The 22,161-nt window shown below is 43.2% G+C and carries 23 protein-coding genes and 1 tRNA gene; 13 read left to right on the forward strand and 11 right to left on the reverse strand.

The window, feature by feature from the left end:
• Window positions 1–3: 3 nt before the first annotated feature.
• On the forward strand, window positions 4–1,104 hold the full coding sequence (lptF, locus tag DRW07_RS13340) for an LPS export ABC transporter permease LptF (protein ID WP_124028427.1): 1,101 nt from the start codon (window positions 4–6) through the stop codon (window positions 1,102–1,104).
• Window positions 1,101–2,165, forward strand: coding sequence for an LPS export ABC transporter permease LptG (gene lptG, locus DRW07_RS13345; RefSeq protein ID WP_124028428.1), 1,065 nt, complete (start codon window positions 1,101–1,103; stop codon window positions 2,163–2,165). Before lptF ends, lptG begins: the two co-directional genes overlap by 4 nt.
• A gap of 3 nt (window positions 2,166–2,168) precedes the next feature.
• Here the strand turns inward: lptG and DRW07_RS13350 are convergent, their stop codons facing one another.
• Entirely contained in the window at window positions 2,169–2,696 is a 528-nt protein-coding gene (locus DRW07_RS13350) for an RDD family protein (protein ID WP_124028429.1), read from the reverse strand.
• Window positions 2,697–2,929: 233 nt separating this feature from the next.
• Here DRW07_RS13350 and DRW07_RS13355 point away from each other — a divergent pair.
• Window positions 2,930–3,016: transfer RNA gene (locus DRW07_RS13355), tRNA-Leu, on the forward strand.
• Window positions 3,017–3,102: 86 nt separating this feature from the next.
• Here DRW07_RS13355 and DRW07_RS13360 read toward each other — a convergent pair.
• The 7 genes from DRW07_RS13360 to DRW07_RS13390 form a co-directional block, all read right to left on the reverse strand.
• Window positions 3,103–3,666, reverse strand: a complete 564-nt coding sequence (locus tag DRW07_RS13360; protein ID WP_124028430.1) for a hypothetical protein — start codon at window positions 3,664–3,666, stop codon at window positions 3,103–3,105.
• Window positions 3,663–4,106, reverse strand: a complete 444-nt coding sequence (locus DRW07_RS13365; RefSeq protein ID WP_124028431.1) for a hypothetical protein — start codon at window positions 4,104–4,106, stop codon at window positions 3,663–3,665. The genes DRW07_RS13360 and DRW07_RS13365 overlap by 4 nt, the downstream gene beginning before the upstream one ends.
• Before the next feature lies 1 nt (window position 4,107).
• The gene (locus DRW07_RS13370; RefSeq protein WP_124028432.1) at window positions 4,108–4,608 is read right to left on the reverse strand and encodes an RNA polymerase sigma factor; all 501 of its coding nucleotides are present in this window, start codon (window positions 4,606–4,608) and stop codon (window positions 4,108–4,110) included.
• A gap of 2 nt (window positions 4,609–4,610) precedes the next feature.
• On the reverse strand, window positions 4,611–5,780 hold the full coding sequence (locus tag DRW07_RS13375) for a serine hydrolase domain-containing protein (protein WP_124028433.1): 1,170 nt from the start codon (window positions 5,778–5,780) through the stop codon (window positions 4,611–4,613).
• Between the two features lie 24 nt (window positions 5,781–5,804).
• Entirely contained in the window at window positions 5,805–6,569 is a 765-nt protein-coding gene (locus DRW07_RS13380) for an ankyrin repeat domain-containing protein (protein ID WP_124028434.1), read from the reverse strand.
• Window positions 6,570–6,785: 216 nt separating this feature from the next.
• Window positions 6,786–7,421, reverse strand: a complete 636-nt coding sequence (locus DRW07_RS13385) for a hypothetical protein (RefSeq protein WP_124028435.1) — start codon at window positions 7,419–7,421, stop codon at window positions 6,786–6,788.
• A 70-nt stretch (window positions 7,422–7,491) separates the two neighbouring features.
• Complete coding sequence (locus DRW07_RS13390; protein WP_124028436.1) at window positions 7,492–8,193, reverse strand: hypothetical protein; 702 nt, start codon at window positions 8,191–8,193, stop codon at window positions 7,492–7,494.
• 233 nt (window positions 8,194–8,426) lie between these two features.
• Between DRW07_RS13390 and DRW07_RS13395 the strand changes: the two genes are divergently transcribed.
• Complete coding sequence (locus DRW07_RS13395) at window positions 8,427–9,566, forward strand: helix-turn-helix domain-containing protein (protein WP_124028437.1); 1,140 nt, start codon at window positions 8,427–8,429, stop codon at window positions 9,564–9,566.
• 278 nt (window positions 9,567–9,844) lie between these two features.
• Window positions 9,845–10,882, forward strand: a complete 1,038-nt coding sequence (trpS, locus tag DRW07_RS13400) for a tryptophan--tRNA ligase (RefSeq protein WP_124028438.1) — start codon at window positions 9,845–9,847, stop codon at window positions 10,880–10,882.
• Between the two features lie 168 nt (window positions 10,883–11,050).
• On the opposite strand, the gene DRW07_RS13405 is transcribed toward trpS, so the two are convergent.
• Window positions 11,051–11,824, reverse strand: a complete 774-nt coding sequence (locus tag DRW07_RS13405) for a type 2 periplasmic-binding domain-containing protein (RefSeq protein WP_124028439.1) — start codon at window positions 11,822–11,824, stop codon at window positions 11,051–11,053.
• A gap of 149 nt (window positions 11,825–11,973) precedes the next feature.
• Between DRW07_RS13405 and ylqF the strand changes: the two genes are divergently transcribed.
• Window positions 11,974–12,978, forward strand: coding sequence for a ribosome biogenesis GTPase YlqF (gene ylqF, locus DRW07_RS13410; protein WP_124028745.1), 1,005 nt, complete (start codon window positions 11,974–11,976; stop codon window positions 12,976–12,978).
• 5 nt (window positions 12,979–12,983) lie between these two features.
• On the opposite strand, the gene rlmE is transcribed toward ylqF, so the two are convergent.
• Window positions 12,984–13,604, reverse strand: coding sequence for a 23S rRNA (uridine(2552)-2'-O)-methyltransferase RlmE (gene rlmE, locus DRW07_RS13415; RefSeq protein WP_124028440.1), 621 nt, complete (start codon window positions 13,602–13,604; stop codon window positions 12,984–12,986).
• A gap of 95 nt (window positions 13,605–13,699) precedes the next feature.
• On the opposite strand from rlmE, the gene DRW07_RS13420 reads away from it, so the two are divergent.
• The 5 genes from DRW07_RS13420 (at window position 13,700) to DRW07_RS13440 (ending at window position 18,107) form a co-directional block, all read left to right on the forward strand.
• Window positions 13,700–14,443, forward strand: coding sequence for a TrmH family RNA methyltransferase (locus DRW07_RS13420; RefSeq protein ID WP_124028441.1), 744 nt, complete (start codon window positions 13,700–13,702; stop codon window positions 14,441–14,443).
• 157 nt (window positions 14,444–14,600) lie between these two features.
• Window positions 14,601–14,846 carry a hypothetical protein gene (locus tag DRW07_RS13425; protein ID WP_124028442.1) on the forward strand — a complete coding sequence of 82 codons (246 nt, stop codon included), beginning with the start codon at window positions 14,601–14,603 and terminating at the stop codon, window positions 14,844–14,846.
• A 7-nt stretch (window positions 14,847–14,853) separates the two neighbouring features.
• Window positions 14,854–15,516: a 2OG-Fe(II) oxygenase gene (locus tag DRW07_RS13430; RefSeq protein WP_124028443.1), complete on the forward strand. Its 663-nt coding sequence runs from the start codon at window positions 14,854–14,856 to the stop codon at window positions 15,514–15,516.
• Window positions 15,517–15,543: 27 nt separating this feature from the next.
• Entirely contained in the window at window positions 15,544–17,004 is a 1,461-nt protein-coding gene (locus DRW07_RS13435; protein ID WP_124028444.1) for a RimK family protein, read from the forward strand.
• Complete coding sequence (locus DRW07_RS13440; RefSeq protein WP_124028445.1) at window positions 17,004–18,107, forward strand: peptidase C39 family protein; 1,104 nt, start codon at window positions 17,004–17,006, stop codon at window positions 18,105–18,107. Before DRW07_RS13435 ends, DRW07_RS13440 begins: the two co-directional genes overlap by 1 nt.
• 18 nt (window positions 18,108–18,125) lie before the next feature.
• Here DRW07_RS13440 and DRW07_RS13445 read toward each other — a convergent pair whose 3' ends face one another.
• Window positions 18,126–19,451: a S41 family peptidase gene (locus DRW07_RS13445; protein ID WP_165870501.1), complete on the reverse strand. Its 1,326-nt coding sequence runs from the start codon at window positions 19,449–19,451 to the stop codon at window positions 18,126–18,128.
• Between the two features lie 191 nt (window positions 19,452–19,642).
• On the opposite strand from DRW07_RS13445, the gene DRW07_RS13450 reads away from it, so the two are divergent.
• Together DRW07_RS13450 and DRW07_RS13455 are read left to right on the forward strand one after the other, a co-directional pair.
• Window positions 19,643–20,905 carry a tetratricopeptide repeat protein gene (locus DRW07_RS13450; protein WP_165870502.1) on the forward strand — a complete coding sequence of 421 codons (1,263 nt, stop codon included), beginning with the start codon at window positions 19,643–19,645 and terminating at the stop codon, window positions 20,903–20,905.
• A gap of 195 nt (window positions 20,906–21,100) precedes the next feature.
• Window positions 21,101–22,138 carry a class I SAM-dependent methyltransferase gene (locus DRW07_RS13455; protein ID WP_124028448.1) on the forward strand — a complete coding sequence of 346 codons (1,038 nt, stop codon included), beginning with the start codon at window positions 21,101–21,103 and terminating at the stop codon, window positions 22,136–22,138.
• Window positions 22,139–22,161 lie beyond the last annotated feature (23 nt).

Genomic DNA, 22,161 nt, shown 5'->3' on the forward strand with positions numbered 1-22,161 from the left:
AATATGTTAATTGCCCGATACCTGATAAAAGAAACCATCAAATCGCAGGTCGCCGTATTTTTTATTTTAATGGCGATATTTGTGACCTTGCGCTTTGTTCGCGTGTTGGGTGATGCATCTGATGGCGATATTCCTGCTGGCCTTGTTGCGGGTTTCCTAGCCCTTTATACCCCTATTTTGGCTTCTCTTGTGTTACCTATCAGTGCGTTTTTAGGGGTAATGCTGGCACATGGCAGACTATATGTAGATAGTGAGATGACAGTCCTACGCGCGTGTGGCGTGAGCGAGTGGTATGTCGCCCGCGTGATGCTGGTGCTGTCACTCGTGGTAATGTCGATTACTGCAGTGACGACATTTTACTTAGCTCCTCTCGCAGCTGAAAGTGAATACTCACTTAGAGAAAAAGCTTCTTCTGAAGCGGGGTTAACTGCATTGGTACCGGGAAGGTTTCAGCAAACAGGCAATCAACAAGCGGTCATTTTTGCCCATGATATTGATACCAGCTCCGACTCCCTACAACGCGTGTTTTTGTCTCAAAAGCAAAACGATGACGACAGAGTAAGAGTGGTATATGCCAGTAGCGGAGAGGTTCAATCTGATATTGACGGAACACGTTATCTCATCTTACGCAACGGCAATCAGTACGAAGGGAGTCAGGGACAAGCTGACTTTAGGGTGTTGACGTTTGATGAATACAAGATTCAGATTAGTGAGCAATCTCCCGAGCAAGAACGCACCAAAATGTCAGTGCTTTCCACCAAAGATCTATGGCAACAAAACAGTGATGAAGGTTATGCCGAATTGCAGTGGCGTCTAGCCATTCCTCTTTCGATACCCTTGCTTATGCTCGTCGCTGTTCCACTCGCTACCGTTAACCCAAGGCAGGGCCGGTTTGGTAAAATCTTCCCTGGAATTTTGCTCTATTTAGGCTACTTCTTACTGCTGCTGGCATCAAAACGCGTGATGGAAGAAGGGAAGCTGCCACCTGAGCTTGGTTTATGGTGGGTGCATTTTGTGGTGCTTTTGATAGCCATGGGGCTTTTGGTTAGAGAGCGCAAAACGGGCTCGTGGCTGCGCAGTCTAATAACAAGGAGAGTGTCATGATACGCATCCTTGACTGGTATATTGCCAGAACACTGCTTTCGACCATTACCACTACTTTGTCAGTGCTCGTCGGGTTAAGTGCACTCATCAAATTTGTAGAGCAGCTGCGAAAAATTGGTGAAGGCGACTATGACATGACAGTTGCAGCACTCTATGTTTTGTTGAGCTTACCTCGCGATATCGAACAGTTTTTCCCCATGGCCACACTTCTCGGGGCCTTAATCGGCATGGGCGTACTGGCAAGTAATAGTGAGTTGGTGGTCATGCAAGCTTCGGGGCTAAGTCGCTGGAACATCATTTCATCAGCAATGAAATCGACGATTTTAATGATTATCGCCGTTATGGCCATTGGTGAATTTGTCACGCCCGTCAGTGAAGCTAAAGCCAAGCAAATTAGAACTGAAGCGATTTCCGGGGGAGCATTATTTCGTTCTGATCAGCTGGTGTGGGCGAAAGACGGCGATGATTTTGTGAGTATCGGACAAGTTATCAATCGCGATACACTCAGAAATGTCACCGTATATCGGTTCAACGATAGCCGACTACTCGAACAGACCGTCTATGCTAAACAAGCGAATTATCAAAACGATCAAGGTTGGCGCCTAGACAGTGTGACTGTGACGACCTTTGGTCTAGATAAAATAGACGTTACTGATTTATCCTCCGTGGAATGGCAATCAACGCTGTCTCCGGATAAATTAGGGGTAGTGGCAGTTAAACCTGAAGCCCTGTCAGTCCGGGGCTTAAGCGATTATGTGAATTACCTTATCAATAACGGTCAGGATTCTTCTCGTTATGAACTCGCGTACTGGCGAAAGTTGTTCCAACCAGTATCGGTTGCTGTTATGTTGCTAATGGCACTGTCGTTTATTTTCGGGCCATTACGCAGCGTATCTATGGGCGCCAGAGTGATCATGGGCGTGCTAACTGGGTTTGGCTTTTTTATTGCCAATGAAGTATTTGGACCACTTAGCCTGGTCTATCAGTTGCCGCCCGCATTAGGCGCGTTAATACCAAGTTTAGTATTTGCGGGTATTGCCGGGGTTCTGCTAAAACGTTAGCGGCTACCAATTCTTGTGGTCGTTAGCAAACTTGGTTAATACCAGCATTTCCATCTTTGATGCACGATCCTGTAAAGCCAACTTGTGCTTCACATCAAGCAATACCAGAAGTGTGCCCAAACCGCATAATGACGAAAGCATTCTAATAACGAGCCGGCCCCAGCTCGGCGGCTGATCATTAATGCTAAAAAGTCTCAATCGCCACGCTCGCATACCAAGGGTTTGTCCGCCATTTTTCCAAAACCAAAGAAAGAAGCCAATGACCCACAATGCAACCCATACCTGCAGCAGACTAGTATACAGTAATGACTCGCGTATCGCGACGCTAGGGTCGGTTGCACCATTGGCCGGCAGTACATCATTACCAATCAACACCACCAAAGTCAGAGACATGACCAGTGCCGCCACCATCCCCACCGCTATTGCCACTAATACATCGTAAACCATAGCCGCCAGCCTCCGTATAAAGCCGGCTCTGGGCATATTATTAGTTGTGTCGGGTTTCACTTTCTTTTGTCGTTTTTTTGCCATTGTCACTTTACAGTGCATTACGTTATTGATTTGATATTGCCACAAGCGACAACAAAAACGCAGTGCATATTAGTAAAAGCGGTGTTAATCCCTGTTAACAGGTCGCAAAATAATCAACGTTGCCGACAAAACGCCTAACAAATAAGCAATTAAATGTGCAAAGTAAAAAACGACTTGCACACGCGCACGGTCTGGTTATAATGCGCGTCCTACCAGATGTGTAGCAGCTCAGTGCCAGAGTGGCGGAATTGGTAGACGCAGTGGATTCAAAATCCACCGCCAGCAATGGTGTGCCGGTTCAAGTCCGGCCTCTGGTACCATATCAAACCGACGAAAGTCGGTTTTTTATTGCCTGAAATTCAGGATCGAAACTGAGCCTCGCAGCCGATACTCAGCTGAATTGCTACTACTTCGCCCGAAGGACTCTCGCTGTTATTTTTGTGAATGGTTTATTTTTTAGTCCAGGAAACATTGTTTTAGTCCCTGAAATCCAGTCTAACAAATTTGCACTTTGGTGCGCTTGCTGTCTGACAGGAAATAACAATAGAAATACACCAAAGCAAAAACTACCCAATAAGACATCCATAGAAAAACGCAGTTGTATATTCAGAATAATTAGCAGGTATAGCGCATTTGTGCTCACCAGTGAGCGAATTAATAGCTTTCTAGCGACGCATGAGTCCTCTTGTTTAGCAATCGCAATGTAATGGAGACGAAAAATAAGGTCACCAAAGGTTTGTTTTTGCATCATCGCGATTGTTGCTACGTTGAGCAAAACATGGCCTCCCCAGATGACAGCAACGATTACAAACGGACTATCAATCGGAGTAATTTCCAAAATAACAAAATGTAAAAATAAATAACTCACATAAAAAGTGGCCAAAAGCGAAAGGGTTTGTTTTAAACGCTGGCACCTCAATGCTTTACCATCAAAGAATTTAACGATTGTATTGCTCTGGCCTTTATTCATTTTAAGTCACCTGAGTTGCGCATACGATAACGAAGATAAGCGTAACCAATCCAGGTAGTTGGCATGACAACAATTAATATGCCTGTCACAACATATTTTGCCCATTCAACAGCATCCGACTCTTTAACAAACACCATAAATAAAACTGGCAAAATTAGAGACAGAGTGCCGCTGAGAAATAATGCTGCTCGCATTCTCAATAGTACTTTTGTGCGTTGCAATGCTTTTAGCTTTTGTTCTGGCGATACTTCGACCTGAATATTTTCACCCAGTTCTTCCTCGACATTATTCTTAATTTGCTCGTGCATTTGCATCATTGCTTTAGCAAATTTGGGGTGTTTTTCGAAGTACATCTCTATTAATTCTTGTGTTTCTTCACTGGCATCACCAGCAAAATAGAGAGGTAACAAATCAATGATGACTTCTTGTTTAATAGTCATTTTAATCTCCTAAATTAGCATTCAATGCCAATGTCACCCGGGCTCTGTGTACCCGCGTCTTTAATGTGTTTATTGTCATATTAAAAATTGAAGCTAATTCTTGATATGAAACTCCCTCATAAGCTTTCATGATCAAGATACTCCGATCTGGCTCACTAATTTTCTTCAACGCGCTAGCGACTTTTTCGACGGATTGTTTTGCTTCCACTTCGGCCTCTGTGTCCGCGGTGCTTACTATTTCTACTTCACTTATTTCTTGTCTGAGTTGAGAGTTTTGCTTCTTAAACCCTTGTAAATACAGGTTGCGAGCGACCACTAGCAGGTAACCTTTTACAGTCTTTGCATTCAACTCAGTTTCAACTGTCCATATCTTGGCAAACGTTTCTGAAGCAATATCTTTAGCATCATCTTTATTACCAGAAAGCCAGTAACAAAACCGATAAACATCAACGTAATACGTGTCATAGAGTGCGTTAAAAGATTGCGTATCGAATGAAGGCATGATTAATGATTACCCATTGCTTTCATTGCATCCTGAATTTCATCGATAAGCGAATCTGCTGAAGCACTATTGGCGAGAATAATAAAACCGCTGCTGGTCGATAAATTTCCGTGAAAAAGTGCACGGTAGGAATCGTTAGCACCACCATGATAGAAGGTTTCACCGTCAAGGATCGGCCCTAAACCATGTTTACTGTTTGCCTGTTTTGTCATCATGGCTCTTATCACTTCAGGCTCAAATAGTGTGGTAGTACTCGCGTTAAAAGCGCGTAGCAGTTCAGCCATAAGTAGTCCCAAATCATAGGCGTTAGTCCAAAGCCCAGATGCCGCCTTTTCAGGCATACTTTCCCAGCCTCTGGGTAATGCTGTTGTTTGGCCGAACCGGTCATGCGCTTTTGCAACCTTATCACTCAATTTTTCTGCTGGTGTTTCAAAACTACTGTTATCCATTCCTAAGGGGTGAAATAGCAACTTATCAGCAGCTTGTTCGAATGACATATGCATCACATCCTCAATGACTAATTGCATAACAGTCGTGCCACCTCCTGAGTAGCTATATACCTTGCCTGGCTCATAAATAAGGTTGATTGGTGAGTTTTTTGCTGGCGCTAGCCCTTTTAGAATTTGCACTGTATTAGGCAATGTTTCATTAGGCTGAAAATCACTAAAACCATGTACATTAAAGCCTGCTGTATGAGACATAATATGCCTTAATGTGACAGGGTTGGTTCGAGAAAGCGAGGTACCTTCTACCTTCCAGCTTTTAAGATATGAATTTACGTCTGTATCCAAACCAAGAGTGCGCTGTTGAGTTAGCAGCAAAGTCATCATACTCGCTACCACTTTGCTAATCGATGCCACAGAGAATACCGTATCTATTTCAACACATTGCTCACTGCCCTGCTGCAGAACACCGTATGATTTGGCCCACAGCACGTGATCTCCTTTTACATAAGCGACACTCACACCCGGCACTCGGAATAACTGCATGCGTTGTTTAACCATGCTGTAGCCGAATTTTTGTTTGGCAAAAGCGCGTTCGAACTGTGCTATAGAATGTTCAGCACCTGGCAGGTCAGGACTAAGCCAAATTCGATTGCACTGCGCAGCTATTGCTTTTACAGGCAGAAGCAATAGACTACAGAGTGCTGTACACGCTACGTACTTTTTCATGTAAGAATGACGAAAGCTGCGAAGTTATTCAGCGGAAGTGTTAGCACGCAAAACACCCAGGCTTTTGGCGCTTTTGTTCATTGCTGCAACTTCCAATACTGTGTGACCCGCTTTAGTTTTCAATTTCACATCAGCACCTAACTTAATGAGTAACTCAATGGCTTCCACCGCATCGTATTCAGCCGCATGATGCAATGGTGAATAGCCTGACAGGTTGGTACTATTGATATCGGCGCCTGATATCACCAATAGTGCAATAACATCTAAATCATTTTTTTGAGCCGCCCAATTTAGTGGCTTGCGACCATTAACCCCACCAAGTTGTCGGCGAGTATCCAGTTCGTGAATATCGATGCCTTTATCAATGAGAGCTTTTACTGCGTCAAAATCGTCCATCAAAATTGCATCTGACAATCCATTTGGTCGAACATTGTGGGCGACTTCCTTGTACTTTTTGAAAAGATAAGACTTACGATAATAATCTACACCACCTTTGGGTGTAGCCAGCGTGACTTCATTGAACTTCTGGTTTTCTAACCCATTGAAATTGAGTGTCACTGGCGGGCCGTCTAACTGGTATTCTGCATGACTTTTCTTGATCAATTTGAATGCCCCCTGACCTTTGGAGTGAGCCATCAAACCGTTGGCATCATTGGTAATACTGAGTACTCGCTCACTGAACAAACTAGGGAGGTATTCTCCTATTATATTATTCGGACTAGGCTCAGCAAATGCTGCACCGGAAAACAAAATATAAGCACCTGAAACTTTCAATAACGTTTTAAACAATGAATTTACCTTTTCTTAATTTTGATTGCGTTTAAAGATAAATATTGTGAAAACCTTAAAAGGTTACAGAAAAATTTAAAAAAGTGGGTATCGTAAAAATAGCGCTCAGGGACTTGAAGGCGAATATCTGTAAGTCTGGCGTCTCAGCGCTAATTTCTTAAGGCTCTTAACCTGCTTTTTCTCTGAAGCTGTTTCTAACTGAGTTAACTTTCATTACTACTCCTGCATGTTGGCAGCCCCCACAAACGAAAACGTCATCCACGTAGAACTGTCTGTAGATACTCCACCCTCTGGGTACAGAATAGTTGGCCCGAATTCCCCGTCCTGTTTCACGCCGCCTAAACCAAACATCATATTCCATGAGTTGCCCGAAAACTTTTCCTTGAGAATACGAATTTCTCTGTCTTTTCCTTTAAGAAAAATCGGGCGCTTGCGATTTTCATCACCTTCCTGTCCTGCATAAGGCACCCAAAAACCACTCCATTGGTGCAGTTCCCACTGACCGACACTCTCCCATTCGTTGCCTTTCATCACTTTCTCAGACAGCTGCGCTGATGCATGAAGGTTGTGCAGCAAACCGGTTTTGGGATCTTCGATATATATATCTAACACTGTGTAATCTTCCGCCTTTCCCGTTGCACAAACGAAGATTGATTCGTCGTTGTGCATAAGGTAAACACCAGTGTTTGCGGCTAGATTAGACTTGATGGCGTATTGCCATTCTTGTGCCTCACAACGACCATCCAAAAGAGGGGATGATTGTGTAAAATTTACTGTCTTCACTTCGTTTGCATGCACACCTCCTGTTGTTATCAGGAAGAATGCGAAAAGGATTTTTGTTGGTTTTGGCATGACTACTCCTCAATTAAATGTCTTTTGCCACTCTATTCGTTCAAGGCCACAAATAACAATCTCTAGCACGTCAATGTGGTTTCTCATAGTTATGAGTAGTATCTTTTAGTAAAACGTATCCCATCCAGATAAACCACGCGATCTGGCTTAAACCAAATGCTGCTTTTATCTCAGCTACTGACTGAAACAGCGTGAGTATTCCAAGGGTACCTACGACAAGACCTACCGTATGCAATCGCTTTTCTGATTGTGCTTGCTGCAGTCCATAAAGGCTGATAAGCAATACCCACATTCCACCCACCAACTCAATCCCCCCCCCTAATCCGTTTGTCACTGTGGTATAGACATAAAACAGGGTGTCAGAATAGGGGCTACCTTTGGCATTCAGTGAAAGCATAGTATTCATACCGACTAACGCGGTCATTCCAGCTCCAAACATCAACACGACCCATATATAGCCAAATATACTCGCGGTGTTGAGAAGGTGAGACGGCACCATATTAAGACGCCTATGCGTTGCCTGAACTGCAACAAGAAGTAAGCATCCGAACAGTAAATACCCAGCGATATACGCGAAGCTAATTAGTGATTGTTGTGACTCAATGAAAGCAATTTTTTCGCCTACAGTCGCGGTCGGAGGAATGGATAGCGCAACACCAAAGACTAAAAACATAACGATATAACAAATTGGCATGCCAAAAAAAGCGCTAGCGCCATACCTCATTAACATTCGGTTTGAAGCGCGCAGTTCATCCACTTTTTCATTCTTCATAAACAGGTTTACATCCTTAAGCGACGTAATCATTATGTCCACAATAGGGAACTACGTGTCTCGATTCGTCCTTTCTAAGTAACGCGGACAGTTTTTCGCTGCTTATGTGCTTATTTTATTTGTGTCGCTCTACAATCATTTGCTTTGTGGTAAGTTGGTTGCATACATTGAGCGTAAAAAACTCAATTTAGTGTCAAATAGGTTTGTGAAAGAGAGAGTATGGGATTAGCGGTATGCTTGACGTTTTCTTAGCAACAATGACGGTGGCGGTGGCAAGTTTTACATTGTTGTTGATGCCACTACAAACAGCCTCACCATCAAAAAAGCCCTTGATGCTTGTTTTAATTTGCTTGGGAGTGCTGTCTACTGGCCCTCTCTTTTTTGCTTTTTTTCCTTGGCTCACTCAAGCATATATTAGTGTATTGCCTTTTTTATTTTATTTGCTATTGCCCAGTTTATGGTTCTATCACGAAACGTTAGTTGCAGAACAGCAGTGGCAGTGGACATCGGCTGTGTGGAAACACCTTTTACCGCTGCCATTCGTATTTGCTTTAGGAAGTGCAATTTTCCTGTTGCCAGAGTCGGCTTTCATCGCAATGTTTTTTTCCGACCAGGGAAGCAATGACTTTCGTGTCAAACTACTTGCCGGTGCTTTCTTTATCGCGGTTGTACTTTGGTGTGTGCTCAGCTGTTGCTACATGGTTATGTTACTGAAACGAACGGTGCAACACAGAAACCAGCTAAAAAATGTGTTTTCAAATGAGCAAGGTAAGAGCCTGAACTGGCTAGTTGGCGTCTCTGTACTGATAGCATTTTCGTGGGTTTATGCGCTTGCTGTATTAGCTGTTGATAACAAGTTTGCGTATATGGGCGTCTCTGAGAGCGGTGTACTAGTGTTACTTGTAATTATTGTCTGGATAATGTGTGCAAATGGAATCCGACAGAGGCCCATTTTTGAAAACAACTCACCTCCAATAAAAGCTACCGCACAACAACCATCTACCAAAACATACGAAAAGTCAGCGTTAACTGACAAAGACTTAGCTGCAATAGCCAAAAGGCTGACACATGCACTGGAAAAGGACAAAGCCCACCTTGATCCTGAATTAACACTGGCAAAACTCTCAGCGATTGCTCTGGAGCCTTCTCAGTATATATCGCAAACATTATCGCAGCATTTGCAAACGACATTTTTTGACTTCATTAATAATGCGAGAATAGAGTGCGCTAAGCATATGCTCGTAGAGACAGAAACATCAGTCCTCGATGTTGCACTAGCAACCGGTTTTAACTCGCGATCCTCATTTTATAAAGCGTTCAGGAAATTCACTGACCAGACACCAAGTCAGTATCGAACTGCACACAAGATGTAAACGCCATCGCATTCTATGAGTGTTCAAATTGTCTTTTCTCAGAATTATATTTTTACAAAAGTTTTTCTTAATAAAACACCTAATGGCGTTGCGTTCTTGAGTACTTAACGTTAAGTTATCGCCATGATATATGCACCTAACCTTACATCACTTTTCTTCTGGTGGCGCTCTATTTAGAGCGGCACAGAATCCTTGCATTCTAACGCTGCTGGTAGGTAGCTTAGACTGTAAAATCTTTTGTATCTCCGGTAGCGATTTTTTAATTTGGAGATACCCCTATGAACCCAATACAAGGTTCCGATAAACCAGAAATCATTTTGACCGGTGATAGAGCAACAGGCCCCTTGCACCTTGGTCACTATGTTGGCTCTTTGAAGCAGCGCGTCACGCTACAGAAAGTTCACGAACAAACGATCCTTGTTGCTGATATGCAAGGTCTGACTGATAACGCCCACAATCCAAAAAAAGTCTCATCTAATATTCTTAATGTTGTTGCTGATTATCTCGCTGTAGGTATTGACCCTTCTAAAACAACTATTTGCCTTCAATCGCAACTTCCCGCTCTTGCTGAGTTAACTATGTATTACAGCAACCTTGTAACCATAAGTCGGTTAGAAAGAAATCCAACAGTGAAAAGTGAAATCGCAAGCAAAGGGTTTGAACGCTCTATTCCAGCAGGTTTTCTAACATACCCAATATCACAAGCTGCTGATATCACAGCGTTTAACGCATCTCTAGTGCCTGTAGGAGGTGACCAGTTGCCCATGCTTGAACAAACAAATGAAATTGTAAGAAAGGTTAACTCACTGGCAGGGCGTGTTGTTTTACGAGAATGTAAACCTTTGTTGAGTGACGCTCCGCGACTTCCTAGCACCGATGGAAAAAATAAGATGTCCAAGTCAATGGGCAACGCTATTAATCTTGGAGCGAGTGAAAAAGAAATTAGGACAGCGGTAAAATCGATGTACACAGATCCCAATCATCTTAGGGTTGAAGACCCTGGGGAAGTCGCAGGAAATGTGGTGTTTACCTACCTCGATGCATTTCATACTGATAAGGCGTATGTCAGTCGGTTAAAAGAACGTTATAGACATGGAGGTCTTGGTGATGGAACCACGAAAAAGATACTTGAAACGTGTTTGCAAGACATGATTCGACCTATAAGAGACCGGAGAAATGTGTTTTTAAGTGATAAGGCACAATTGATAGATGTTTTGGTTCAGGGGAGCCAAGCATCAAGGGAAAAGACCGCTGAAGTACTTTCTAACATTAAGGAAATTTTTGGCCTGAATATCTTATGCGCAAGGTCGATATGAAGTGAAATACCCCATGCCGGTAACCGTAAGTTTACTGGTTCAGGTCCGGCCTCTAGTCCCCTATTGAACCGACGAAAGTCGGTTTTTTATTACCTCAATTTTTTACAGCGACGCTGTTTTCAATTGCTGTATTAAGCCCGTATTCGGCTAGGCACTATCCGAAAGAGTTTAATTCACGGACTTATCGGTCAATTTCGGATTAGAAAAAGTATGTATCTTTCTTGTAGCTAAGTTCAGCCGACTCTTTACAGAAGGGAAGTGATGCTCGAACAATTGCTGAAAATCCCCACTACTCATTGCCCTATTTAATCCAAACTCAATAATTGAAACCAATTCAGGACGTCTTGGAGCGACATAAAACACCAATGGTAGCGGGTAATGGATGATGTGATTAGCTTCAATAGTCAGCGCATTTTGATTGCCAAAACCACTTGCCATTATTGCTTCAATCTCAATTGCACCTAAAGGGATGTAATCACAGTCTCCTTTGTGTATAGCCTCAAGAATATGATTTAGGTCGCCTTGTTCAACCACGTGACATTCGTTGTAACGCAAAATATCAGCGTCCGCCCACGTAGCTGGTATACCAGCCTTCAATCGTCTCAATTTACTATCCGTTAGTTCAACTGAGAATACGTCCTGTTTGTCACTTCTAATGATACAAAGCCTGTGACTCAATAAGTCATTGCACAATGGCGTATCAATTTTAATGAAAGACTGCCCAGCAAATTTACTATTGCCCTCTACCGTCACTAACACGTCACACTTTGAATCTAATATTTGTCCTTCATCTTCAGGTTTTGGGTAGTCAGTCTCGTCGATATGCAGTGAAAAGTCGCCTATTTCTGCGTGCTGGAGACACATGGCAATCAATGCTTTTTCATACATTCTGCGTGGTGTCGATTTATTCCCATTCCAAAATCTTATATGTGGTATTTGCAAAATAGCATCCTATTTGAATACTTTTCCATCATGTAATCTAAGTTATATAGAAGCACCGGCGACCTTGTTTCAGTATTCGTCTTTAAGCAGAGCTTATCTGTTGCCAATGCAGTAGAATACAACAAAGAAAGGCAGTGGGAGAGGTGAATTTGGCCTTACAGTGGTTTCCAGGGCATATGCATAAAGCCCTCAAAGAGATAAAAGAGTCGTTACGTCAGGTCGACATATTGATTGAAGTGCTTGACGCACGGATCCCCTACTCCAGTGAAAACCCGGAAATCGCCAAGATCCGGGGAGATAAACCCTGCTTGAAGATTCTCAATAAATTTGATTTGGCAGACCCAGCGGTTACCCTGCAATGGCAAAAATCACTAGAAAACGATCGGAACGTTTTCACCTTGACAACATCCAGTGACAAGCCCGCTGAGAGTAAGCAAGTCTTAGGCCTTCTACGCGAACACTTTGCAAAAAAAGACGCCTCGATAAAATCAATTAATGCCATGATCACTGGCATACCCAATGTTGGTAAATCGACGTTAATCAATATATTGGCGGAACGTACCATCGCCAAAACGGGCAACGAGCCAGCGGTTACAAAAAGCCAGCAACGCATTAATTTGGGCAGTGGCATTGTTTTGTATGATACACCGGGCGTGCTGTGGCCAAAATTAGAAAACCCGCATTCTATCTACCGTTTGGCGTCCTCAGGCGCTGTTAAAAATACGGTTATGGAATATGAAGACGTCGGTTTTTTCGCCGCGGATTATCTTATAAAAGCGTATCCCGAATTGATGAAAGCACGCTTTAAACTAGATGAAATACCCGATACAGAATTGGCATTTTTAGAAGCAGCAGCAAAACAACGTGGTGCGATTATGCGGGGCGGTAGAATTAACCTTCACAAAATATGTGAAGTGTTGATTAACGAGTTGCAAGCCGGAAAGCTGGGTAGAATAAGTCTTGAAACGCCCGAGATGGTAGCACATGAAAAAATAGAAATGGCAGCTGCTGCAAAGAAAAAGGCGGAAGATAAAGCCAAACGCAAACAACGCTTTAAAGACGGGTCTCTGACGCCGGACAAACGTGACCGAAAAGAAAAACGGGTTGAGAAACGCGAAGCACAGAGTAAAAGAATGAAGCAGGGTCGTAAATAGGAGTTTTACCCCTTAAAGCCCTTCCCTACTAGATACACTTCGCGAGAGCGAGGTCTTGACGCTGCGGGCTTGCGCACAATCACCTTTTGAAAAGACTCACGAACCGCTCTGACATAATCATCGTAGCCCACGCCTTGGAATACCTTTGCACAAAAATGTCCTCCCGGCTTGAGAACATTGCGGGCCATATCTAGCGCTAGCTCAACAAGGTACATGGCGGCGTACTGATCAGTATTCTTTACCCCGCTTAAGTTGGGCGCCATGTCTGAAATAACAGAATCAGCTTGCTGTCCATCAAGAGCTTGGAGTATTTCGTTATATACGGCCTCTTCGGTAAAATCGCCCTGAATAAAGGTTACGCCTATTATAGAATCCATAGGCAGAATGTCGGACGCGATAACACGTCCGCTATCGCCTACCACAGGGGCCACGATTTGAGACCACCCTCCAGGTGCAGACCCCAGATCCACCACGACGCTTCCAGTTCGATACAAAGCATCCTTTTCATTTATTTCAATTAGTTTGTAACTGGCACGAGACCGATAGCCGTCAACTTGCGCTTTTTTGACATAGGGATCATTTACATGTTCGTCCAGCCACTTTTTACTAGTTTTTGATCGCGCCATTTAGTTTGCCTACTTCGGTATCGCAAAAAGGTGGAGTATTGTAAACTTGCCGGCCAGAAATGCAAAATGCTCCCCCCATCATTAGGCTAACTTAAATGAAATTAGATGACGTTAAAAAACTGCATCAAAAGAAATATCGTGCAGAATTTGGACACTATTTGATTGAAGGTGAACACCTTGTGATGGAGCTACAAAAGTCCCTTGCAAAAACCTCAGAAGCCAAGCAAATAACACTATATGTTACTGAATCTCGCTTGTCGTGGGCAAAAAGTCTTACTGATGATTTTAAACGGGTCGTTGTCTCTGATAAAAAGATGTCCCAGCTCAGCGATACACAAACTCCCCAGGGGGTTGTCGCATGCGTGCCTTTACCGACGCATTCAGAAAGCCATGCGCCTCAAACTCATGATGTGCGCAACATTTTTTTACACCAAGTACAGGACCCCGGTAATTTAGGCACGATCATTCGCACACTCGCTTGGTTTGGCGGGTTCCGTTTGCTACTAAGCCCTAACAGTGTTGATCCTTTCAACTCCAAAGTAGTTCGTGCCAGTATGGGGGCCATCTTTCACCTGCCAATTGAAGTGGACTGCCCCATAGAGGCATTACCACAACGCTTCAATAAGATGGCGTATTTAGATTTGCAGGGCACCGCAATTACAGCGCCAGAGTTTGGTGATTTTGATTGCTACCTCTTTGGCAATGAAGCACGCGGTGTGCCCAATCAAGCATTGGCCGAATTTAACGCTGAGGCGTTTACTATTGCGGGCAGCGGCACCATTGATTCACTCAATCTGGCAAGCTCGGTTGGGATTTGTGCTTATCAGCTATCAATATAGCCCGCTCTCCTTTTTGAATGGCCGTTTATGATTTATTAATGCTGGCTGTAATTGCCGAACAAATAATAATTTTTTTGTCTTCACGAACAAAATAATTCGTTTTTTGCCTCACTGTAACACTGCTATCTTCGGCGCGATTAACCCGGTGAGCAACCTTATGAATACACGCTTGATTACACTACTTTTGTTGGCCTCTACCAGCGTTATGGCTGAAGATCTCGACCCCGTTGACAAAGAAACACTCGTCGATATCTATGAGTACTGCGCTGATATTAATGACACCAACGTCAACGATGAGAAAATCATGTTGACCTGTATCAACGAGGAGCTAAGCACTCTGAGCTATCAAACGTTTACGTCTCTCTCGGATGTGAAGAAAATGATTGGAATGACGGGCGCTTAATCTCTTAATGACAAATCTTGAATTATTCAGTGCAGGCGAAGAAAGCAAGCCTGCACTTGACTATTTATTTGAAAAAATAAGTGAAGATTTACGAGAAAAGGGGTTGAGCATCAATCCTTTTGCTGTCCCCACTGACATCGCCCAAGGACTTCATGATCTAGCCTGCCGATTGCCAGGAGACGCGTTTAAAACTGCAGGAATAGGACGTCAATCAGATTATGAAGTCAATCAGTTTGTTCGCAATGACAACATTGCCTGGATTTACGGCGATGACCCTGTAGAACAAGACTGGCTAGGATTTTCTGATGCTTTGATGCGGCATCTTAATCGCACCTTATTTTTAGGTCTAACATCATTTGAAAGCCACTTTGCGCGCTACCCCGCAGGTCACTTTTACAAGCGTCATTTAGACGCGTTTAAAGGCCACTCGAACCGAAAAGTATCAATGGTGCTTTATCTAAATCACAATTGGACGCTCGATGATGGCGGAGAGTTAGTCATTTATAAGGATGATATAGATCGCAATGGAATTAAGGTTCAGCCCGGTTTCGCCACCTTAGCCTTGTTTTTAAGCGAGGATTTTCCTCACGAGGTGTTGCCAGCTTCTCGGCAACGTTTGTCAGTGGCAGGCTGGTTTAGTGTCAATAGTGGCATTTTTCCTGTCTGCTAAAGACGTCTTTTTAATAAGTGAACCTTGATGAAGAAAACGCTGATTGTTGTCGATACTAACGATTGGCCAGACTTGGAGTTGGCGGGTTGCTCTGTCATTGACTTTGAAACTTACCTCACCGAGTACCCCAAAAAAAACGCTCCAACCACAACCATTATCAATTTGTGTGATACGGAGCATTATCTCAGTCAGGGCTACTATTGCTCTTTGCTTGCAGAGGCCAGGCAACATAAGGTTATGCCTTCTGTGAAGCAAATCAACAGCTTGCGAACAAAAGACGAAGAAGTACCTGTATACATTGACGTTCCTGAGCACATTGCTAAGGGAGTCCACAAGGGCGGCGATCACTTTATCTATTTTGGCAAAACGGAAGATTCCGCCTATACAAATATTGCGGCGCTTGTTTTTCAGGCCTTTCCTTTACCTTTACTAAAAATAGAATGGTTAAAGCCATCATCGAACAATTCTATAAGAGTGTCGGTGCAGAGAGCCGCGCTATCCTCACTCACTAACCAACAAAAAAATGCGTTTTGGAACGAAGTGCGCAGTTTTACCGAGCGAACATGGTCGTCAAAAGCAAAACGCAAACAGTTGCGCTGGGATATGGCCATTCTGGTCAACCCTGACGAACCTAATCCACCTAGCGATGAAAAAGCACTGAATGCATTTATAAAAGCAGCGCGAAAAGTGTCAATCAATGCCACCCTGATCACACAATCCGAGTTATCGTCATTAGCGAGGTTTGACGCTTTGTTTCTGCGTGAAACAACCGCCATTGATCACCCAACATACCGGCTGGCAGTAGAGGCTGAAAATCAGGGGCTCGTGGTCATTGATGACCCACAATCAATTTTGCGTTGCTGCAATAAGGTCTTTTTACACGATGCATTTAATTACCAAGGCATTCCGACACCGAAAACCAGAATCTTACATCGAATAACTGACGATACCCTGCTTTCTTTGGCCGAAGAATTTGCGTTTCCTATGGTGCTTAAATTACCTGAAGGGTCATTTTCTAAAGGCGTATTTAAAGTGAATGATGCCCAGGAGTTGCGAGAAAAGCTTACAGAAATGTTTTCCGTTTCAGCATTAGTACTGGTTCAAGAGTATATGTACACAGACTTTGATTGGCGCATTGGGGTGTTAAATGGTCGTGCGTTATACGCATGCCGATATGAAATGGCACGTAACCATTGGCAAATTTACAATCACAATGCCAAAAGAGGGATCAGCGGTGGTTTTAAAACCCTACCCACTTTTGAAGTACCGAAATCAGTACTCGACGTCGCCATCAAAGCGTCCAACATTATTGGCAAGAGCCTTTATGGTGTCGACATAAAAGTTAAGAACAACAAACCTTATGTGCTTGAGGTCAATGACAATCCCAGTATTGAACACAAGGTCGAGGATGCTTATTTAGGTAACGAATTATACATGCAAGTCATGACTGAATTTCGGCAACGTCTCGAAGCGCGCGGCAGACCATAATGAAAACACAGACTTCAGTGATTTCTGCTGACCTTAGCCATCTCGATGAATTGTTGGCGATAGAAAGTATGTGTTTCCAATCCGACCGCTTATCAAAACGCAGTTTCAAGCACTGGATAAAACATGAAAATGGTGTTTTTTTGGTGGCGATAGTGGACGCAAAGGTAGTCGGTTATGGTCTTGTCATTAGCCATCCAGGCACCTCTTTGGCAAGACTTTATTCGTTGGCAATTGTGCCGCCGTTTCAAGGTAAAGGTATTGCAATAAGACTAGTTGAAACACTCGAGCAAAAGAGTGTTGAGGCTGGCAGACTTTATATGCGACTTGAAGTAGCCAAAAAGAATGTACATGCCATCGATTTGTATAAACGAATGGGATATCGGGAATTTGGTGAATATACCGATTACTATGATGACCATGACGATGCACTGCGAATGCAAAAAAGTATTTGGCAAAACAAAGTATTACGGCTGAAGAATCCACTTCCTTGGTTTAGCCAAACCACAGACTTTACCTGTGGACCCGCTGCACTCATGATGGCCATGGCAAATTACGGTTCCCGCGAACAGCTTAATCAAAACACGGAACTGGACATTTGGCGTAAAGCCACCACTATTTTCATGACGTCCGGGCACGGTGGTACTCACCCTTTCGGTTTAGCCTTGGCGGCTAAGGAAAGGGGGTTTGCGGTAAAAGTGCGGGTAAGTGACAACGCCCCACTTTTTGTAGATAGCGTGCGAAGTGACCATAAAAAATCGGTCATGACAGCTGTTCACAATACGTTTAGCGAACAGCTGTCACAAGCAAAAATTCCGCTGGAATACACAGCGCCGACACAAGACTGGATTGAACAGCACTTACAAGGTGGTTACAGCGTCATCATACTGATAAGTACCTATCAGCTGGATAAACGAAAGGCCCCCCATTGGGTAGCGGTAACCCATATCGATAAAGATTTTATCTATGTGCACGATCCCGACGTTGGCGAGCAACAAACCCCGTTAGACTGTCAGCATGTGCCCATTGCACGTGCGCGTTTTGATACGCTCTGTGCATTCGGAAAATCAAAATTGCGAACGGCCATTGCACTGAAGCGGGCATAAGCGGCCCCTAAAGGCGTGTTAATACCGCTCAGCGATATGTGCCAATACGCCGTCAAGTATCTCATCATTCTTGTCGAGCAAGTGGTCACGTATGGGTATGTCTGGCATTACACCCTGTGGATTTTCACTTCCATTCACACGAACTATATAGCCTTTTGAAATTTTCACTGAAATCTGCGTAAGGGGCAAAGTGTACTGAAATTGAGAGGCATAAAGTGTCGGATAATCGCCCGTTTCTTCTCCGACAGTGACCGCCCAGCCATAGTCTTTGATTTGCGCCGCTGTTACGCTGGCTTGAGAGTGACTGTGCCGATTGATCAGAACGTAAACATTTCCCTTAAATCTTTTACTTTCTGGGACAGGTTGATGAGGTTCGAAATCAAATATGTAACGGGCGCCGTTTTCATTGTCCATCACAGACTGCCAATATGGATGACTCAAATCTCGGTGTTCCTTTGTATCTTCTTTTAAGCGTTGACTGGTTCTGAGACTAAACCTTGCGTGCCACTTAAACGGCTTGTCAGCAAGATAGGCTACTAAATAATCACTGAAAGAATCATTTCCTCCTGCATTATTGCGCAGATCGATAATCAAATTTTCGACCTTGCGATGACTTATTGTGTCAAAAGAATTGTCGATAAATTGTTTGTATTTGTCTTCGTCACCGGAAAAATGTCCGGGATTTAAATATGCCGTATGTTGATAAAACGTCAGTATTTGCTGGGCACTCAGTATCTCATCTTTCTTTTCTTCAAAACCACTAAAAACAGGCACAGGCTCTACTTGTACACGCTTGCGCTTCCCCTCCTGAACGATATCAACCACATAGACTTCCTGCTCACCAAAGGCATACCAAAAGTACCGGGGGAAAGATAACACTTCGAGTTTGGCGAGTTTAAAGTACTCTCGCTCTGCGGAAATTAACGGATAAATGGCTTTCAGTATTTCAGCTATTGGTGTGTGGTTAATGGCTACGACTTCTGCGCCTGCGTTTATTTGACGATGATTAGAATAATTAGTCCTTACTAAGGCTTTTCCGTTTTCAAATGCTAAATCCAGGGGAAAAAGGCTACCGCCAGCCTCTGCGTAGTTGAGATAGGGGCCCACGGGAAAGTCAATTTCAGTATGACCATTGTTAATAAAAGACACCAGTTGCTGGTAGTGCTTGATGGCTTGCAATTTGGTGTAAGATGGCGCGCGTAGCGCTTGCTTTAAACGCTTATACTCACCCTCGAGCGCTTGCGGTGTTACATAAGCATATGGGTTGTAATGTGTATCAATCAAAGACTGGTAGAGCGTATCAAAGTCATTAATCACTTGTTCTTGTGCAAACTCCTTTGCCATGCTTAACTGCGAAAGTGAGAACCAGACAACCAAACAGGCTATTTTCAAAACGTGTATCGAGTGCTTCATAATGGTGTTTTAGTTAGATAAATGGTGTGTAATAGCGTTCCCCATTCTTACCTGAAAGTCCTGACAAAAGCCTCTTGTTTACCTGACAAAACTTGTAAATGGGTTTGAAAATCAATCATTTTATGACGATCACTGAAAAAAAGACTCTGCGTATCAATCATTGGCATGTCAATACAGAAACGGGCGAACTGTTTGATACACGGGCGAACAAGATCGCCAAAGAGCGTATTGATCCAATCGGAATAACCTTGCTAATTGCGTTAGTCCAAGCGAATGGAAACATGGTTAGCAAAGACACCTTACTCTCGACTCTTTGGCCCGATGTTGTCGTTACTGATGATGCTTTGTCTCGTTGTGTTTCTCGGGTGCGGAAACTGTTGGGCGACAATCCAAGAGATCCCAGTTACATCGAAACCTTACCTAAAAGAGGCTATCGCCTTGTTGCTTCTAATGCAGAATGGATAACTGCCTCATCGCATACTGACGAGCTAAGCAAGCCGAAAGAGAAACTCAATTTAAAGATTTGGCCGATATCTGCTGTAGGCATAGTTTTGTTATTCGTTGTGGTAGCCGTCTATTTAATTTACCCTCTAGTCCCTTCTTCCATCGAGAATGATGAAGTAACAACGCTTATTCAGCAGGCTGACAGGTACTATCATAAAGTGAGTCGTCAGGATAATGAAATGGCCCTCGAACTTTATCAACAAGCACTGGCGTTTAACCCTAACTCACCTGAGGCCCATGCGGGGCTAGCGAACACATTAGTTCAAAGGGCGATCAGAATGCCGGCTGATAACCAGACGTCAGTGTGGGAAAACACAACTTTGCGCCTTTCCTTGTCAGACGGGAGGTTGTTCTCTGACAGTGCAAAAAGTGCATTAGATAAAGCGTTCATGCTATCCCAAAAAGCTATCTCACTAGCTCCCGAGAATGCAAAGGCATACAAAGCCCTTGGTTTTGTGTTGTCAGCACAAAATAAGTTAACCGACGCAGTAAATACCTACAATAAAGCGCTTCAGTTAAACCCTCACGCCTGGGATGTACTTATAAATATGGGTGATGTGCATGAAATATTGGGTCAGCAAACAGACGCTATTACCTATTACAAAAAGGCACTCAACGCTATGAGCTTACAACTGCCTGATGAGGAAAATCACGGCAATAACTGGCGGGCAGATTTGGGCGGTCTTATCGGTGAAAAATACCTTCAACGGGGCAATCTGAATGAAGCAGAATTATGGTTTCGGCATGTTTTGAGCTTTGCACCCTTTGACGCTATGGCAACTAAGGGACTTACCGCAGTACTCAAGCAAACCGGCAGAACCGGTGAAGCTAACCGGCTTTGCCAAACATACGCAGAAAGAGTAGGAAAGTTTCTCTGCTGAGAGAGATGTTTTTTAGACAATCATCATCGTTAATGTAAATTTCTATTCATTTGGCAAGTCAATCGAAAATCATTTTGATGTGTCTTGAAGCTACAAAAAATATTAAAAACATCTAATCAGTTCCAAAGTAATAGTAATTGTGTGATCGTATGTTTGTAACGTTTCCTTGAAATGTAAAAAGGTTATTTATTTCAGATGACTATTCGAACGGTATCCCTTGATGAAGCAATCGCTATGTGCAAATCGGAAGTTCCTTTTGCCATATATGGATTTGCAGCAACAGGTAAGCTGCTATATTCTCAGACAAAAGAAGCTGGTAACACAGATCACTTGGTCGCTGTTTATGATATTAAAGCTGATGAAATAAACAAAGACTCCCCTGTTTTTCCTGTTTCCTCACCCAAAGATGCCGACAAGGGCATGTTTGAGCGAATTTTTATTACTAATTTCTCAGCTAGTCAATCTATCGCAACTTACCTTAGTGAAGAAAAAGGAATAAACACAAACCGCATCTTCTTGGTAAAGCAAAATGAGTTAGTGGGTGATTTTAGCCATGCTCATAATGATGAATGGATAAATGGCGCGAAAGAAGAAGTGCATTATTGGACGACTAAAATTGGATGTCGCGACATATTTGAACCGTCTATGAATACTCGTGCAAACCCAGCCACTGAATTTAAACCCGAACTATTGTCCTTGTTTAAAAATCCAAAGCATTTGGATGTGCTAGACGTTGGTTCTGGTGTTGTTTCAGTATTAGGTTACGTAGCCAAAGGTACAAAAATAAACCTTGAGATGGTTGACCCGCTTGCAGATTTCTATCATCAACTCTATGAAAAATTTAATTTTCATCCTCCGGTCAAACCTAAAAGAGGAGCTGGAGAAGAACTATTAGACCTTTATCCATCTGCTAGTTTTGACCTTGTCTATTGTTGTAATGCGCTAGACCATGCAGAAGATCCTTTATTAATTCTAAAGAATATGTCGGCATTAATCCGCAACAATGGGGTCATTCACATTAATGTGCAAATCAATGAAGGCGAACACAATAAATACTCGGGACTTCATCAATGGAATTTTGAAATTCGAGAAGGCCAGCTTTATTTATGGCGTCCTGGCCAAGATATAAATTTAGAAAATGCTCTTCGCCCATTTGGTCAACTCACTATTGTCTCTGTGGATAATAAAAAACGTCAGATAGAGTTTCAGCTTCACAAGAAAGCAACATTTTGAAGGCATATCCTCTAGCTAGCAAC

The organism is Paralteromonas sediminis (assembly GCF_003820355.1).
Taxonomy (GTDB): domain Bacteria; phylum Pseudomonadota; class Gammaproteobacteria; order Enterobacterales; family Alteromonadaceae; genus Alteromonas_F; species Alteromonas_F sediminis.

Excerpts from the sequence above, each read along its gene's own strand:
- DRW07_RS13435 (WP_124028444.1), top strand. The coding sequence starts at position 15,544 with ATGAAGAAAACGCTGATTGTTGTCGATACTAACGATTGGCCAGACTTG.
- DRW07_RS13375 (WP_124028433.1), bottom strand. The coding sequence starts at position 5,780 with ATGAAAAAGTACGTAGCGTGTACAGCACTCTGTAGTCTATTGCTTCTG.
- DRW07_RS13445 (WP_165870501.1), bottom strand. The coding sequence starts at position 19,451 with ATGGCAAAGGAGTTTGCACAAGAACAAGTGATTAATGACTTTGATACG.
- DRW07_RS13420 (WP_124028441.1), top strand. The coding sequence starts at position 13,700 with ATGAAATTAGATGACGTTAAAAAACTGCATCAAAAGAAATATCGTGCA.
- DRW07_RS13395 (WP_124028437.1), top strand. The coding sequence starts at position 8,427 with ATGCTTGACGTTTTCTTAGCAACAATGACGGTGGCGGTGGCAAGTTTT.
- rlmE (WP_124028440.1), bottom strand. The coding sequence starts at position 13,604 with ATGGCGCGATCAAAAACTAGTAAAAAGTGGCTGGACGAACATGTAAAT.
- DRW07_RS13370 (WP_124028432.1), bottom strand. The coding sequence starts at position 4,608 with ATGCCTTCATTCGATACGCAATCTTTTAACGCACTCTATGACACGTAT.
- lptG (WP_124028428.1), top strand. The coding sequence starts at position 1,101 with ATGATACGCATCCTTGACTGGTATATTGCCAGAACACTGCTTTCGACC.
- DRW07_RS13430 (WP_124028443.1), top strand. The coding sequence starts at position 14,854 with ATGACAAATCTTGAATTATTCAGTGCAGGCGAAGAAAGCAAGCCTGCA.
- DRW07_RS13390 (WP_124028436.1), bottom strand. The coding sequence starts at position 8,193 with ATGAAGAATGAAAAAGTGGATGAACTGCGCGCTTCAAACCGAATGTTA.
- DRW07_RS13450 (WP_165870502.1), top strand. The coding sequence starts at position 19,643 with ATGACGATCACTGAAAAAAAGACTCTGCGTATCAATCATTGGCATGTC.
- DRW07_RS13350 (WP_124028429.1), bottom strand. The coding sequence starts at position 2,696 with ATGGCAAAAAAACGACAAAAGAAAGTGAAACCCGACACAACTAATAAT.
- lptF (WP_124028427.1), top strand. The coding sequence starts at position 4 with ATGTTAATTGCCCGATACCTGATAAAAGAAACCATCAAATCGCAGGTC.
- DRW07_RS13360 (WP_124028430.1), bottom strand. The coding sequence starts at position 3,666 with ATGAATAAAGGCCAGAGCAATACAATCGTTAAATTCTTTGATGGTAAA.
- DRW07_RS13455 (WP_124028448.1), top strand. The coding sequence starts at position 21,101 with ATGACTATTCGAACGGTATCCCTTGATGAAGCAATCGCTATGTGCAAA.
- DRW07_RS13425 (WP_124028442.1), top strand. The coding sequence starts at position 14,601 with ATGAATACACGCTTGATTACACTACTTTTGTTGGCCTCTACCAGCGTT.
- DRW07_RS13365 (WP_124028431.1), bottom strand. The coding sequence starts at position 4,106 with ATGACTATTAAACAAGAAGTCATCATTGATTTGTTACCTCTCTATTTT.
- DRW07_RS13385 (WP_124028435.1), bottom strand. The coding sequence starts at position 7,421 with ATGCCAAAACCAACAAAAATCCTTTTCGCATTCTTCCTGATAACAACA.
- DRW07_RS13440 (WP_124028445.1), top strand. The coding sequence starts at position 17,004 with ATGAAAACACAGACTTCAGTGATTTCTGCTGACCTTAGCCATCTCGAT.
- trpS (WP_124028438.1), top strand. The coding sequence starts at position 9,845 with ATGAACCCAATACAAGGTTCCGATAAACCAGAAATCATTTTGACCGGT.